This window comes from Cytobacillus oceanisediminis 2691 (genome assembly GCF_007678455.1).
GTDB lineage: Bacteria > Bacillota > Bacilli > Bacillales > Cytobacillaceae > Mesobacillus > Mesobacillus oceanisediminis_A.
The window spans coordinates 236,979-251,885 of the sequence record NZ_VEEP01000003.1 but is presented as its reverse complement, the minus strand read 5'-3'; the positions used below and the strand labels follow the sequence as shown (position 1 = coordinate 251,885).

Below are 14,907 nucleotides of genomic sequence, written 5' to 3'. Positions count from 1 at the left end.
TGAAGGAAAATTTTTAGGACCATTAATTTGTAACATAATTATATTTTTTTCCTGTTTTATAAGTTTTGAAGATCACATTAAACAGTAAGGAGATTGATTGTATGAAAGGTGTAACTAACATATTTTTAGAACAACTCGACATGCATTTCCATGAGAACGAATGGTTTGCATCAATGGACCAGGCTCTTCATGGAGTCGGCGCAGCTGAAGCAGCATGGACAAGTTCGGGAATCAGCAATTCGATTTGGCAGATTGTCAACCACTTGATATTTTGGAATGAAGACGTAATCCATCGAATTAAAGGGACAGAGAATCCACATAAGGCAGAAGACAATGAAGCAACCTTTGGAAATCCAGGGGATCCAGAAGACGAAATTGAATGGGCCCAGACAGTACAACGCCTTAATGAAGTTATGAATAAATTACAAACGGTCATTGCGGAACTGGATGATGAAAAGTTAAAAGCTCCTTATGCAGCTGACAGATACTCTATTGAGCGTTTACTCAGCAATATCATGATGCACGATACGTATCATCTCGGCCAAATTGTTCTGTTGCGAAAGTTGCAATCCTCTTGGGGTGGCGTTGATTGGTCCTAATGCACTTCTTTTAATGAGGGAGTTATGTTGTAAAAGAAAACGTGGGATTTAATTAATAAAGGAAGAAAAAAGCTAGTGAAGAATATGTACAAAGTATCTAAGGGCTTTTTCAAATTAAAAAGAGTAGTGGCGGAAAACCACTACTCTCTGACTCAATCTTTATGATCTCCACAATTATGAATCCTTAATGCAACCTTTGCTAATAAAAAAGCCAAAATCAATTCAGGAATCACAACTAAAAAGAACAGAACATTCGCGATCCTATCTGTTGCCTCAGGCTGCCTCGCTATTCCTTCTAAAGCTGCAGCGCCTGCAACCCCAAGACCATAGCCTATTCCTATAAAACCCAATAAAGCCAGCCCAGCTCCTATACAGCATTGGATGAAAGTTTTCATGATATCACCTTCTCTCAATATAGTCATTTAACAATATATTCAAGAGCTCATGAGCCCGCGCCGACTAGTGTCCATCTTTAGCGCTTAAGGTAAAGCTTAATCAGTTCTTGCTCGCTGAGTTTCACCTACGCATCTCCTTAGGAGAGCAAAAAACTCAATAGGTGACTGATCTGGTAAAATAAAAAAACTCAGGGCTATTAAGCCTCTGAGTTTCTTTGGAAATATAGTTATTTGCAAGCTATATGAGAAGAATACTGTTTAAACGTATTTAAAACCGAACCTGTTTCTCTAATTTAGTGGGTCATTTCTTATTCAATGCAGTCCCAGATTAGCGAATTTGCCAGCTTACATTATCCTAGTTCTTCTCAATAAAAAACGTAACGACGACAAACAGGATAAAGGCCAGCAACAGCAATGATCCGCCGACGATGAAAAGGACCATTACGAATGTTTCGCCCAGATTGAATGGGTTGAGGTTGTACATCCACATTCCGACAGTGAGTCCTAGTGCACCGACCATACCGGTAATGCTGTGGATGGATACGAGTTTTTTATATTTGATTTGATAGTTTTTGTAAAAAATACCCCAGGCGAATACGGATAGCCAGCCGACAAGCAGGATGTGGGCGTGGATTGGGCGCATGGCATAGTCGCCGGCACCCGCCATATGTGAGCCCATGAATGTTCCAATCAATCCAAAAATCGCTGCAAATCGTATTAGTCGAATACTCCAAGTTTGTTCCATTTTTTATTCCTCCGTCTGTTTTTCTATAGGGAGCTTTATGGTAAAAGTCGTACCTTTTTGAATCTCGCTCTCCACTTCAATTTTTCCGTTGTGCAATTCAATAATATGTTTGACAATCGACAGGCCCAAACCGGTTCCATCCTTTTTGCGTGCGGCATCGACACGGTAAAAGCGTTCGAAAATCTTCGAGGCCTGATCCAGGCTCATTCCGATTCCGCTATCCTTGAATGTGATGTTGATGGCTTCATCGGTTTGCGCAAGCTGGATAAAAATGCTGCCTTCAGGTTGATTGTATTTAATCGCATTTGTTAAAAGGTTGTCCCATACCGTCATCAATAGTTCGGGATCAGCAAGAATCGTGGCAGGGGGGAGGTGGTAAGAGATTTCGATCTCCTTTTCCTCCAATCGCCATTGATGCCTTCTGACCGTTTCCTTAATTTGCGTGTCAATTCTAGTCATTCCACGCTTCATCGGATAAGACTTTTGATCAAGCGAGGTAAGAAGCAGCAATTGTTTCGTCAAGTTGGACAGCCGCTTGGATTCCTGGTCGATGATTTCGACATATTCACGGTGCTCATCGTCGAGCGCCTGCGTTTTTAACAGCTCCGCGTATCCCTGGATATTCATCAAAGGTGATTGGAAATCATGGGACACGTTATTAATGAAAGATTTTCGTGCCTCATCATTATGCTGCAATTGAACCTGCATCGTGCTGAAGCTTTCGGCAAGCTGGCCAATTTCATCCTTGCGACGGATGTTCAATGGGAAGTTGAAGTTTTCCCTGGTAATCTCCCTGGTGGCTTCTGTCAGCTTGGTGATTGGCTGGATCAAGTGTTTGGCAAACCAGATTACCCCGGTAATACTCACGATGGAAACTGCGACAAAAAACCAGGCGAAAATGACATGCACATCGGAGAATAACAGTTTGTTATTGGGCCTCAGGTATAACCCGTAGTCCTCCTCTCCAATTGTAAAGGGGACTCCGACCGTATTGCCAAGCTGGTTGGAAAAATGACTCATCATCCATGGCGAGCCCGAACTGTCCATGCCATGGTAGATTTTCTTATGCTCTACTACCTTCATTGCTTCAGCTGGCAGGTTTTTTTTCGAAAAAGGTTCGCCAAACTCAAACTCCTCGCCAGATTCACTTAAAACATAGATTTGATAGCCCAGTTTACTGATGGAATCCAAATAACCCGTGAAGCTAAAATGGGTGGTCGAATGCATTTGCTCAAGTCTTGAGGCGACCTCTTCAGCAACCTTTACATTTTGTGAGTCAATCCGTTCTTTTGTCGAGGTCATATACACCCAGTTGGCTAGAACGAAGGCAATCAAGATACTGATCCCGAGAATGAGCAGGGTGGCGATGATGAACTTCCTGTACAATGTCTTCACTTCAATTCCTCAAGTCTATAGCCAATTCCACGGACTGTTTGGATTTCTACAGTAGCCTCATGCTTTTTCAAGCGATCCCGTATCCTGTTGATATGAGTGTTGAGCGTTTGTTCGCTGCCTTCATAATCCGCTCCCCACGCCTGTTCAATCAAGGACGCACGAGGGGTTGTTTTATTCAAACGCGATGCCAGGATGCTGAGCAGTTCAAACTCTTTCAATGGAAACAGAATCGTCTCCTGATTGATTTCGACTTCGAAGCTGTTCCGATCAATCTCCATATTTCCCGCCTGTATCAAGGAGTCGACAGCACGCTGCATGCGCCGAAGGACGACAGCCACTCTGAATAAAAGTTCCTTCACTTCAAAAGGTTTTACTATATAATCCTCGCTGCCTGACAGGAACCCTTCTTCTTTATCGCTTAATTGCCCCTTAGCGGTAAGGAGGATGACAGGGATTTGCCAATCATCGGTCAGGATTTTTGTCAGCTCGAAGCCATTCATGCCGGGCATCATCACATCAACAATCGCCAAATCAACATTTTGCTTTTCCAATAAGGATAATGCCTCCTCGGCATCATTGACCCTGAAAACCTGGTATCCTTCCTGGGTCAAATGGATCGTCACGAGTCTTTGGATATTTATATCATCATCAACGACCAGGATTCTCATTGGTCATGCCTCCTTAAAAGGAAGGGGAGAGGAGGCCTCTCCGTTCCTTATTGAATCTCAGGACTTGTTTTTTTATCTTTTTCAAAGAAAAGGATCAGTGCCGGTAAAAGCATGCCGCGGACAAGGAAAGTATCGATCAGGATGCCGACAGCGACCATGAATCCAAAGATGAACAGGTCAGCGATTGGCATTGTTGTCAGAGCAGCGAATGTAGCCGCCAAAATGACCCCTGCTGATGAAATGACACCGCCCGTGTTGCGAATGGAAATTTCCAAAGCATCTTTTACTTTGTGATTCTTCCGTTCTTCGATAAAACGGGAAGCCAGAATAATATTATAATCGATTCCCAGGGCCACAAGGAAGATAAAAGCATATACAGGCACACGTGTACTGATCGCATCATATCCGAACAGGGCATCAATCAGGAATACACCCAGGCCAAGCGCCGATACATACGAAAGCAGGATGGTGGCCATCATGTAAATGGACATTTTCACACTTCGTGTCAGGACAACGAGCAAACCAAGAATCAGAGCTGTTTCCAGCAGGACGATTTTAAGGATGTCACCGTTGTTGACTTCTCGCTCATCGACAAGCTTCGGCGTGATCCCGCTGAAATAAGCGTCAGCCTTCAGCCCTAAATCATCGAGTATTTGAGGGGCATCGTCCCTTAGTTTTTCGATGTAGTCCATTGCTTCTATTGAGTATGGATTCATATCGAGTGCAATGCTGAATTTTGCCGCTTCGCCATTTTCTGTTAATCCTGCCGGACGAACCGAAGCAATTTCTTTTTCATCATTCAATGTACCTGAGAGTTCCTTAACATTTTCTTCAGTTAACTTATTGTCGCTTTCAATCAACAGCGTGGTAGGGGCAAGTTCTCCCTTATCATATCTCTGTTCCACTATTTCATAACCGACACGGGAAGGCAAATCTTCAGGGAAGCTTTTCACCATGTCGAATTCATAGTCAAGATTGAAGACATTCAACGCGGAAAGGACGAGCAAAATTCCGACAATCCCTCCTGAAAGGCCAGGCTTGTTGACAACAAACTTGGCAATTGGTCCCCAGACCCCATGCTTAACTTCTGTTTCCTTCCCATACTTAGGAACCTTAGGCCAGAAAGCCTTGCGTCCGAATAGGGTGAACAATGCAGGCACCAGGGTAACGGAAGCGAGCATGATGAAGAACATCGCTGTTCCGAAAATAGGAGCAAAGTTCTGATAATCGCGGAAATCGGCGAACAGAAGCACAAGCATCGCAGCCAGCACGGTTCCGCCGGCAAAAAAGACAGGCTCGCCTGTTGCACGCATTGCATGCTTCATTGCATCGAATTTATTTTCGTAATGGTTTAGCTCCTCGCGGAAACGTGAGAAGACAAATAAAGAATAGTCAATGACTGCTGCGAAAAGCAGGATGCTCATGATTGAGGTCGTTTGGTTATTGATCTCCAATCCTCCTGCTCCCAACAGGGCAACACTCTGGTTCACAACCTGATAGACGATGACTGTCGCCAATAACGGAATGATCGCCAGCAACGGTGAACGATAGATGACAATCAGAAGGATCAGGATGATTCCGACCGTTGCCAGTAACAGAACAAAATCCGCCCGTTCGAATAGCTTGATGGTATCACCTGAAATCCCTGCAGGACCAGTAATATAGAAAGAAGTGCTTTCAAGCTTGTCAGCGATACCTGTGCCGATTTCGGTTGCACGGTCATTGATCTCAGCATACTCATCATTGCCCAGCCCCTGTTCCAGTTCCATCGGGATAATCATCGTCGACTTATCCTCGGAAATAAAACCGCTTAGCGTCTGAGGCGGAAGAGAGCGGGTATCAACGATGTTTCTGATTCCTTCGATATTCTTAGAAATAATGCCATCGAGAATCTGATTCACTTCATCAAGATTGATGTCCCCTTTCTCATTATGGAATACAAGAATACCCGGAGTACCCTGTTCATTCGGGAAAAAATCCTCGGTTTTATTTTGAGCGATGATCGATTTTGCATCATCCGGGAGAGATTGAAAGTTGTTGACTTTGTAATTGCTAAGCTGAGGGCCTGCACTTAAGCCAACCATCAACACTAGCCAGGCGATGATCGTAATCCACATCCCGCGTTTCGTTGAAACCCAGTCAGTGATGGAATAAAGCAATTTCTTCATGAATATAGCCTCCTATGTCCGTTACTGTAATCGAATTTACCTTCAGCACTCGTTCTGGGAATTTTAGGGGTTAGGGGAGATTAGAACGAGTACTGAACAATGAACATCATAAACTATGAAAATAAACACAACCTCAACTTTCAGTTACAGTTTTGGAGATCTGTATGCAATTTAAGGAGCCGAACACAATAATTCAGACAGTACAAAAAGTATAAAGACTCGCACAAGATTTTTTTCGAGCAATCCGAAGATTATTCATTATAGAGAGAGGAACTGATTTAGAGCAAAAGAGGTATTGTTTGTTATTATTAAAGATTAGGAAAAAACCTTAAAATTATTTTGACTATTTACAATTTTGTGAATAGATGATAAATTTCCTATGTACCATAAAAATATAATCTCTTTTAGATTTCGCAGTTATTTAATTTTTGCTTTATGAAACTGGGCCAGTTTACTTATCAAAGAAAAAAAGAAGTGAAATCAAACTTACTTTTTTATATGAATGAATGCTGAGTGCCTCAGAACTTGAAAGTGATTATGATGGAGGGAATTTGATGCTTCAGGAAAAATATGAGCATTTGAAGAGGATATTAAGAGATTTAGAAAGTGTTATAGTGGCTTTTTCAGGTGGTATCGATAGTACTTTATTGTTAAAGGTGTCTCTGGACACATTAGGACCAGAAAATGTTTTAGCCATAACGGCTAATTCAGAGACTTATCCTCAAAGTGAACTAAAGGCTGCGGTTGAAGTTGCCAATGATCTAGGAGCACCTCATAAAATAATAGACACATCAGAGTTGAATATACCTGGGTATTCTAACAATGATAAAGATCGTTGTTACTATTGCAAAAATGGATTATTCGAAGAAATCAATCCAATCCTGGATCAAATCGGATTTAAAAACATTGTATATGGCCTGATTGCTGATGATATTAATGAATACAGGCCGGGAGCTCGTGCAGCTGTGGAGCAAGGAGTCAGGGGGCCGCTTCAGGAAGCTGGATTATATAAGGATGAAATTCGTGAATTAGCCAAAATTTTAAACCTATCTAATTGGGATAAACCGTCTTTAGCTTGTCTATCATCCAGGATTGCCTATGGAGAAAAAATATCAATACAAAAGCTAACTAAAATTGAATTATCAGAAAGGTACTTACTGGATCTTGGAGTAAAGCAAGTGCGGGTTAGAACTCATGGTGATATTGCAAGAATAGAAGTGGAACCTGAGGATATGAACTTTATCATCCAGCATAATAAAGCAATCTCAGAGAAATTACAAATCTTTGGTTATAAATTTGTATCCCTTGATTTACTTGGATACAAAAGCGGCAGTATGAATAAGGCCCTATCTAAAACACTTCAACCTAATCACCCTTAAAAATACAAGTCGAACACAGAGGAGAAATCTATGGGAAGGATTAAGATAGAACACATACTAAAAAATGTACAAAATGGTACGCTGAGTATTGAAGAAGCAAAGAATAGACTCACTTTATTCGATGATATTGGATTTGCAAAGCTTGATATATCCCGGCATGAACGAACGGGGTTCCCAGAGGTTGTCTATGCAGAAGGAAAGACAGTGGAGCAATTAGTTGATATTTTAAAACAACTTAAAAAGAAAACGAATAGAGTTTTAGCAACAAGAGTATCGGAGAAACAAGCAATTATTGTACATGAAGTACTTCCTGAGTTGCATTATAATCCAGCAGCAAGAACACTTTCATGGATACATCCAGATGAACCGCAATCTAGGTACCAAGGTTATATTGCTGTTGTGTGTGGGGGGACATCTGATATTCCAGTAGCAGAGGAGGCAGTTGTAACTGCAGAAACATTCGGCTGTAAGGTAGAAAGATTTTATGATGTCGGAGTGGCAGGAATCCATCGCTTATTTAATTGCATAGAAGAGATTCGGAATGCCTCTGCCTCAATAGTGGTTGCAGGTATGGAAGGAGCGTTGCCCAGTGTTCTTGGAGGGTTAGTTGATCATCCGTTAATTGCTGTTCCAACTAGTATAGGATATGGTGCAAATTTAAACGGGGTATCAGCTTTATTATCTATGCTGAATGCATGTGCACCAGGAATAAATGTAGTAAATATAGATAATGGATTTGGTGCAGGGTATAACGCCGCTCAAATCCTTCGTATTTCAGGGAGGCAGGAAAAATAGGTGAAAATCTTATATTTAGATTGTATTTCTGGAATTAGTGGTGATATGACATTGGGGGCACTTTGTGATTTAGGTGTAAATCCAGAATTAATTGAACAAGAATTAAAGAAATTAAGTTTGAAAGATGAATACATATTAAAATGGAATAAAGTTGTGAAAAAAGGAATTTCCGCAACTAAATTTGATGTTGAAATAGTGAATAACAATCCAAATGAAGAGCGCCATCATCACCACCATCATCGTCATTACAGTGATATCAAACACATGATTGAAGGTTCATCATTAAACGACCATGTAAAACAAATATCATTAGGAATCTTTGAGAACATCGGAAAAGCTGAGGCCAAGATTCATAATATCGAACTTGAAAAAGTCCATTTTCATGAAGTAGGTGCGGTTGACTCAATAGTAGATATCGTGGGAATCGCCATTGGAATTGATTCCCTTCAGGTAAATAAGATCTTTTCTTCGAGTGTACCTGTTGGAAATGGAAGAATTAAAATTGATCATGGGATTTATCCAGTTCCAGCGCCAGCAACACTTGAATTACTTAAAAATGTGCCTATAAAATCGACCGATATAAAAGGAGAATTAACAACTCCCACAGGTGCAGGCATTTTAGCAACAATTGTTGATGAATTTTCCTGTTTTCCTTCAATGGAAGTTACAAGTATTGGATACGGTGCTGGATCTAAAGATTTTGAACACCACCCCAATGTCCTAAGAGCTATTGTTGGTAATTGTCATAATAAATAGCAAAGGGGATTTTTAAATTGGGCTATCCATTTCAACATTCTGAAGAGCATATTGATGATCAAATGGTAAAGATGGAAGTGAACCTTGATGATATGCCTGCTGAGTGGCTTGGCTATATTATGGATCTGTTATTGGAAGCAGGCGCAAATGATATATTTTATTCCCCAATTTATATGAAGAAAAATCGTCCAGGAGTTCTTTTAAATTTGATGTGCGAATTTGATAGAGTTGATGACATGAAGAGGATATTATTTAGTGAAACGACAACATTTGGAATCCGCTATTATCCTATATCAGTCCATCGTTTAGAGCGAAGATTTACTACTGTCCTGACAAAATGGGGAGATATTACAGTTAAAGAAGGTTTATATCAGGGAATGGTAATTCAGCAATCACCAGAATATGAAGAATGCAAAAGAATCGCTAAAAATAACCAGGTTCCTTTAAAACAAGTTTACAGTGAGGTTTGGGAAAAGATAAAGAATATCTAGGCTCTACTTTTATATTAAAAAAGATGAACGGCACAGCTATGTGCTTACTTTACTCCCATTGCAAAGTGGGTGTTTTTTTTTGAGATTGTAAATTTGCAAGGTGTGTTGCAGTTTTGCAACAGTTTAAAAAACCTATAGTGAAGCTGTTTGCTCTTGAAAGGAGTCAGAATATTTATAAAATATTGTAAATTTGCAATTCTCTTGTATCCAAAATCCAGTTTTCATACGTCTCCCAAGTTGGCACGATAATTGCATTGTAAATGAATAGCTTCAAAATTTATTTAATAAGGAAAGGGGATTGTTTTAATGAAAGGTAAAGTTTCGGTAATGGTGGAGCCAATGAAGATGGAATTTCGTGAATTTGAATTGCCTGAGCCTGAAAAAGGTGCTGTATTATTGCGGGTAACACGTACAAATGTTTGCGGATCAGAATTACATATTTGGCGGGGAGAGCACCCTACCAAGAGAAAAGGTGTATTGGGCCACGAAATGGTTGGAGTAGTAGAAAAGCTTGGCGAAGGTGTCACAACGGACTATGCCGGACGCCCGATTAAAGAAGGTGATAGGGTGGCAACTGTCTATTATCTAACGTGCCGAAAGTGCAATATGTGTATGAAAGGACATTTCCATCTTTGTGAAAACGCTTATAACTTCTGGAACAAAGACCCTGAGGAAGCTCCTCATTTCCATGGAACCTTTGCTTCCCACTATTATATCCACCCTGATATGTTCTTCTATAAGGTGCCTGATAATGTACCTGATATTGCTGCAGCAAGTGCAAACTGTGCTTTGTCACAGGTGTATTTCGGCCTTGATAAGGCTGCCATTACTTACGGTGACACGCTAGTCATCCAGGGTGCAGGCGGCCTAGGGTTAAACGCCACTGCTGTGGCAAAAGAAAAAGGGGCAAAAGTAATTATTATTGATGGGGTAGAATCAAGGTTAGAATTGGCTAAAAATTTTGGAGCAGACCATACAATTAGCATGGCCGAATATGATACGACAGAAAAAAGGGCAGCAGCCATCCGCGAGCTAACGAATGGACTCGGAGCTGACGTTGGAATTGAATTAAGCGGTGTTCCCGCTGCCTTTCATGAAGGGATTCATCTGGTGCGAAGCGGCGGAAAGTATGTAACGATTGGAAATGTATCTCCAGGAAAGTATACAGAATTTGATCCAGGTTTGCTTACAAGAAAATCAATTGAGATTAAGGCGATTGTCCGATACGATCCTTGGTATTTGGATAAGGCTCTGCAATTCCTTTCAAATAATATCGACAAATATCCATTTGTCAATATGATGGATGGAGAGTTTGAATTTGACAATCTTCAGGAGGCACTTGATAAATCTGCATCCAGAGAAGTAACGAGGGCTTCTATTGTGCTTCCGGTTAAAGTGGTTGTTGGCGAAAAATAAAAAAGTTATAGAAAAAATGAGGGAGGAATCAATATGCCTATAGAACAAACAACTGCGGAAAGAAAAGGTCTTATTATTGGAGGCCAGGAAATTTTTACAGATTCTGAATTTGCAGTTTTAGATAAATATACGGGAGAAGTAATAGCTAATGTAGCCAAGGCGAACAAAGAGCATATCAATCAGGCAGTATCCATTGCCCAGAAGACATTTGACCAGGACCAGCTTACACCTTATCAACGGTACGAAATATTAAAACGTGCGGCAGAAATCTTAAAGGATCGAAAAGAAGATGTTGCGATTACTCTGTCAAGAGAAGTCGGAAAAACGATAACCGATGCCCGGGGAGAAGTGGATCGTGCCATCCAAACGCTCACTTTATCATCGGAAGAAGCAAAGCGGATTGACGGAGAAGTAATTCCTATTTCAGCAAGCCCAGGGGCTGAGAACCGCATGGGATATGCAATCCGAACTCCGCTTGGCGTTATTGGGGCGATTACTCCATTTAACTTTCCTTTTAACCTTGCATGTCATAAAGTCGGTCCTGCAATTGCTTCCGGAAACACGGTTGTATGGAAGCCGGCTTCAGATACTGCCACTTCCGCGTACCATTTAATAGATATTTTAAAAGAAGCCGGATTGCCTTCAGGTTATGTAAACCTTGTATGCGGCTCAGGAGCGCAAGTCGGCGAGTGGCTGCTTAAGGACGAAAGAATTGCTAAATATACATTTACCGGCAGTGCAGAAGTAGGCCGCTACATTAAGGAAAATAGCGGACTCCGCCCTGTTTCGCTCGAACTTGGGAATAATTCTCCAAACATTGTACACCATGATGCAGACCTGGATCTGGCTGCAAAAATGTGTGTGCTTAAGGGATTTAATACGGCTGGCCAAGCGTGTATTTCCGTCCAAAGGATCCTTGTTCATTCGCAAGTATATGACCAGTTCCTGGATAAGCTAAAAGCGGAGACAGAGCAGTTAAAGGTAGGTAATCCGCTTGATGCCAAAACGAATATCGGACCTCTGATCAGCAGAAAGGAAGCGGACCGCGTTATGGCATGGATTAAGGAAGCTGTTTCGCAGGGGGCTAAAGTGATCGCAGGTGGAAAACAGGACGGGTCTATTGTGGCACCCACCATTTTAAGTGATGTGAACCACGAAATGAAAGTGGTTTGCCAGGAGATTTTCGGTCCTGTATTAACAGTGATGCCTTTCGATGATATTGACGATGCCATTGAACAGGCCAACAATTCAAATTACGGTCTTCAGTCCGGAATTTTCACAACCAACATCAACACAGCAATGAAGGCAGTCAAAAAATTCAGAACGGGAGGAGTAATCATAAATGATGCTTCAACGTTCCGTGCAGACGCCATGCCATACGGCGGAATTAAAGACAGTGGAATCGGAAAAGAAGGCCCGCGTTACGCAATAGAGGAAATGACTTATCTTAAGACAGTGATTATTAACTTGTAGGTCATTTATACCTTTTTGTTTTTTTCTGCTGATAGGGGCGGAAGGCAGGAGAACTTTGAAAATGCATGGCGTTTTCTTCTTGGAATGCTTGCCTTCTGCGGTATTACATGCAGGTCGGAGTATGAAGAAACTCAATAGTCGAGCAGGGGAATAAAAAGCCGTTTACTTATCCTGGTATTCGTTTCAAATTTAACATGTACACTGAGTCAATCACTTCACAGGTGCATTATACACTGAGAGTTTCTATACGGCATTCAGAATTTGAGTGAAAAAATATGAAAATTGAAGGAATCGAGCTAGTTATTTCGAAAAAAGAATAAAAAGGAGGCCAAGAAATGACTCAGACTATTATAACCAAGCCTACCGTTGCTATTCAGGCAGCAAAGAGTGAACTGACTCACGAAGAGATTATAAATAGATCGGGAAAGAAAAAGCGGTTTGGTTTTGCTTCTGCAAGTCAGCGTGCTGCTATGGTTACTTTTTATTACCCGTATGTCTTCTATGAATGGAAGGTGACTGTACCAAGGTTTCTTTTCAAAGACGGAAAAGCACTAATACGAATTGGTGTGAATGGCTTAACGAATGTTGCAGCTCAAACAGAAATTTGGCCTGATTACGAAACTGTTCAGGCAGAAACAGAGAACTGTTTGCCATTCCGATTTACGGCAGAGTCAGTTGATAATGAATGCAGGCGGGCTCTAGAGAATTATGTTTATAAATTAATGCGCCCATTAAAGCCGCCTATTTATGATTTGAACCGAATGGAAAGAATCTATCTTCCTTACCACGTATTCCTTGAGCAGTCATTTGGCAAGAAAACTCTGATGGTCACAGAAGCTTTAACCGGTGTAACAGCCGAAGCCAGAAAAATGAAAGAATTGCATTCCTGGCTGGAAAGTATGGCATATCGCAATAATTAATTATTTTGAAAACGCTGTCACTCAAAATGCCTATGGTGGAGGTGAAAATATGACTGTCTTGCATTATGGTGCCATTTACGTTTTTGGATCCTGGGTAGTGCTTGGGTATTTAATTTTTAAAACCGATTTATTTAAAATGGACTAAAAAGGAGGGGCTGTTTATGTCAGTAATCGCCTGGTCATGGATCTTAATGGTGATTTTTATTGGACTAATGCTTTATCTTGGCTATGCAGGAATGAAGATGACAAAAAATGCGGATGATTTTGCCACGGCTCGTTCAAGCTATGGCCCGATTGCACTAGGGCTTGCAGTATGTGCCACCACGGCTTCCGGATCTACCTTCATGGGAATTCCGGGTACTGCCTATACTTCGGGTTTCCCAAGCTTATGGTATCCCCTGATCTATCCGATTGGCATTTATGGCGGAATGCTGTTAACAGCAAAAATGGTCAAGCAAATGGGCGACAAATTCAGCAACCGAACCATTCCAGAAATTGTTGGAGAACGTTTTAACAGTGAATTTTTACGTGTTGGGCTGGCATTGCTATCTTTACTTCTTATTTTCTATATTGTTTCCCAGCTGGTTGCAGCCGCATTAATGTTCCAAACGATGATGGGCTTAAGCTATGAAGCGGGACTTTGGCTAACCGCCATAGTTCTTGGCATTTATCTGGTACTTGGCGGATCGCATTCAGATATTTTAACGGACGCTGTTCAAGGTTTCCTAATGTTTATTATAGCAGTCATTGTAACAGTGATGTTCTTTACTGGATTTGGGGTAGACGGGGGAGTCTCTGCTATCAATGATGCAATTACAGCGAAGAATCCGCAGGGCGGATGGGACACACTCTTTATTAAAGGGGATCCTACTTATGGCAGCGCTTGGCTTATCTTCCTGCTTTTGATTGCCCATATTCCATTTGGCGTATTGCCACATATCGGAAATAAATTTTTTGCTTTAAAAAACGGGAAGCAAATGAAGATCTTCTTGAGTTTTTGTATAGTTGGCGGTGCCCTGATGCCAATGATGGCACTTGGAGGATTACTGGGGGCTGCGGTGATTCCGGGTACGCTTGAGAGTGCTGATGCTGTAATCCCGGCATTGTTTATTGAAGTATTCCCCCCATTTGCAGCTGCCCTGATGGCGGTAGTCGTATTATCGGCAATTCTTTCAACTGGTGACGGGCTTGTCGTTTCATTTTCGCAAATCTTTGCGAATGATCTTTACCGGAAAACATTTGCGAAAAACAATCCAGATCAAGAAAAGGTAGAAAGAAACTCTTTAATCATCGGAAGAGTTGCAGTGGTAGCATGTCTTCTTCTTGGTATTCTTCTTGCGTATAACCCACCTAAATCACTGGCGATGTTCTTGTGGATTGGTGTAGGAGGCATGGTATCAGGACTTGCCGGTCCCCTGGCGATAGGTGCTCTTTGGAAGCGAGCGAACAAACAGGGTGCAATCGCTTCGTTTTGTGTAGGTGTTATCAGTTACGCGGTCTTGTATATGGGGTGGCTTCCAGGAATTGAAGCGATTACAAATCCTTTTGCAGCTTCCGGCTATTCCATTTTAGTAGCTTCTGCAGTAATGGTTGTGGTAACTCTGTTAACCAAACCAATGTCTCAGGAGTTTATTGATCATATTTACGGTGCGGAAGTAATCGTACCAGAGAGCAAGACCGTCTCCCAGTAATACACAGCCGATAGGA

At 41.5% G+C, this 14,907-nt stretch carries 14 protein-coding genes; 9 read left to right on the top strand and 5 right to left on the bottom strand.

The features are described 5' to 3' along the window. The first annotated feature begins 101 nt into the window (after positions 1-101). Entirely contained in the window at positions 102-599 is a 498-nt protein-coding gene (locus tag FS736_RS07625) for a DinB family protein (RefSeq protein WP_144475786.1), read from the top strand. A 152-nt stretch (positions 600-751) separates the two neighbouring features. Here FS736_RS07625 and FS736_RS07620 read toward each other — a convergent pair whose 3' ends face one another. The 5 genes from FS736_RS07620 to FS736_RS07600 form a co-directional block, all read right to left on the bottom strand. Further along, positions 752-994, bottom strand: a complete 243-nt coding sequence (locus FS736_RS07620) for an ATP synthase subunit c family protein (RefSeq protein ID WP_222125061.1) — start codon at positions 992-994, stop codon at positions 752-754. Between the two features lie 355 nt (positions 995-1,349). After that, on the bottom strand, positions 1,350-1,739 hold the full coding sequence (locus FS736_RS07615) for a hypothetical protein (RefSeq protein WP_144475784.1): 390 nt from the start codon (positions 1,737-1,739) through the stop codon (positions 1,350-1,352). Positions 1,740-1,742: 3 nt separating this feature from the next. After that, positions 1,743-3,134, bottom strand: a complete 1,392-nt coding sequence (locus FS736_RS07610; RefSeq protein ID WP_144475783.1) for a sensor histidine kinase — start codon at positions 3,132-3,134, stop codon at positions 1,743-1,745. Continuing rightward, positions 3,131-3,802, bottom strand: a complete 672-nt coding sequence (locus FS736_RS07605; protein ID WP_144475782.1) for a response regulator transcription factor — start codon at positions 3,800-3,802, stop codon at positions 3,131-3,133. The genes FS736_RS07610 and FS736_RS07605 overlap by 4 nt, the downstream gene beginning before the upstream one ends. A 47-nt stretch (positions 3,803-3,849) precedes the next feature. Next, positions 3,850-5,970, bottom strand: a complete 2,121-nt coding sequence (locus tag FS736_RS07600) for an MMPL family transporter (protein ID WP_144475781.1) — start codon at positions 5,968-5,970, stop codon at positions 3,850-3,852. A gap of 554 nt (positions 5,971-6,524) precedes the next feature. On the opposite strand from FS736_RS07600, the gene larE reads away from it, so the two are divergent. From larE to FS736_RS07560, 8 genes are all read left to right on the top strand, one after another. Next, positions 6,525-7,349, top strand: a complete 825-nt coding sequence (larE, locus tag FS736_RS07595) for an ATP-dependent sacrificial sulfur transferase LarE (RefSeq protein ID WP_144475780.1) — start codon at positions 6,525-6,527, stop codon at positions 7,347-7,349. A gap of 30 nt (positions 7,350-7,379) precedes the next feature. Beyond that, entirely contained in the window at positions 7,380-8,144 is a 765-nt protein-coding gene (gene larB / locus FS736_RS07590; protein WP_144475779.1) for a nickel pincer cofactor biosynthesis protein LarB, read from the top strand. Next, entirely contained in the window at positions 8,145-8,900 is a 756-nt protein-coding gene (gene larC / locus FS736_RS07585) for a nickel pincer cofactor biosynthesis protein LarC (RefSeq protein ID WP_144475778.1), read from the top strand. It abuts the gene before it with no gap. Positions 8,901-8,962: 62 nt separating this feature from the next. Beyond that, positions 8,963-9,391 (top strand): nickel pincer cofactor biosynthesis protein LarC2, encoded by a 429-nt coding sequence (gene larC2, locus FS736_RS07580; protein WP_144476065.1) that lies wholly within the window; start codon positions 8,963-8,965, stop codon positions 9,389-9,391. A 306-nt stretch (positions 9,392-9,697) separates the two neighbouring features. Next, positions 9,698-10,807 carry a zinc-binding dehydrogenase gene (locus tag FS736_RS07575; protein WP_144475777.1) on the top strand — a complete coding sequence of 370 codons (1,110 nt, stop codon included), beginning with the start codon at positions 9,698-9,700 and terminating at the stop codon, positions 10,805-10,807. 33 nt (positions 10,808-10,840) lie between these two features. Next, positions 10,841-12,280, top strand: a complete 1,440-nt coding sequence (locus FS736_RS07570; protein ID WP_144475776.1) for an aldehyde dehydrogenase family protein — start codon at positions 10,841-10,843, stop codon at positions 12,278-12,280. A 335-nt stretch (positions 12,281-12,615) separates the two neighbouring features. Continuing rightward, positions 12,616-13,200, top strand: a complete 585-nt coding sequence (locus FS736_RS07565) for a hypothetical protein (protein ID WP_144475775.1) — start codon at positions 12,616-12,618, stop codon at positions 13,198-13,200. Positions 13,201-13,361: 161 nt separating this feature from the next. Further along, positions 13,362-14,891: a sodium:solute symporter family protein gene (locus FS736_RS07560; protein ID WP_144475774.1), complete on the top strand. Its 1,530-nt coding sequence runs from the start codon at positions 13,362-13,364 to the stop codon at positions 14,889-14,891. Positions 14,892-14,907 lie beyond the last annotated feature (16 nt).

Coding starts and splice junctions, on each gene's coding strand:
- FS736_RS07625 (WP_144475786.1), top strand. CDS start 102: ATGAAAGGTGTAACTAACATATTTTTAGAACAACTCGACATGCATTTC.
- FS736_RS07620 (WP_222125061.1), bottom strand. CDS start 994: ATGAAAACTTTCATCCAATGCTGTATAGGAGCTGGGCTGGCTTTATTG.
- FS736_RS07615 (WP_144475784.1), bottom strand. CDS start 1,739: ATGGAACAAACTTGGAGTATTCGACTAATACGATTTGCAGCGATTTTT.
- FS736_RS07605 (WP_144475782.1), bottom strand. CDS start 3,802: ATGAGAATCCTGGTCGTTGATGATGATATAAATATCCAAAGACTCGTG.
- FS736_RS07600 (WP_144475781.1), bottom strand. CDS start 5,970: ATGAAGAAATTGCTTTATTCCATCACTGACTGGGTTTCAACGAAACGC.
- larE (WP_144475780.1), top strand. CDS start 6,525: ATGCTTCAGGAAAAATATGAGCATTTGAAGAGGATATTAAGAGATTTA.
- larB (WP_144475779.1), top strand. CDS start 7,380: ATGGGAAGGATTAAGATAGAACACATACTAAAAAATGTACAAAATGGT.
- larC2 (WP_144476065.1), top strand. CDS start 8,963: ATGGTAAAGATGGAAGTGAACCTTGATGATATGCCTGCTGAGTGGCTT.
- FS736_RS07575 (WP_144475777.1), top strand. CDS start 9,698: ATGAAAGGTAAAGTTTCGGTAATGGTGGAGCCAATGAAGATGGAATTT.
- FS736_RS07570 (WP_144475776.1), top strand. CDS start 10,841: ATGCCTATAGAACAAACAACTGCGGAAAGAAAAGGTCTTATTATTGGA.
- FS736_RS07565 (WP_144475775.1), top strand. CDS start 12,616: ATGACTCAGACTATTATAACCAAGCCTACCGTTGCTATTCAGGCAGCA.
- FS736_RS07560 (WP_144475774.1), top strand. CDS start 13,362: ATGTCAGTAATCGCCTGGTCATGGATCTTAATGGTGATTTTTATTGGA.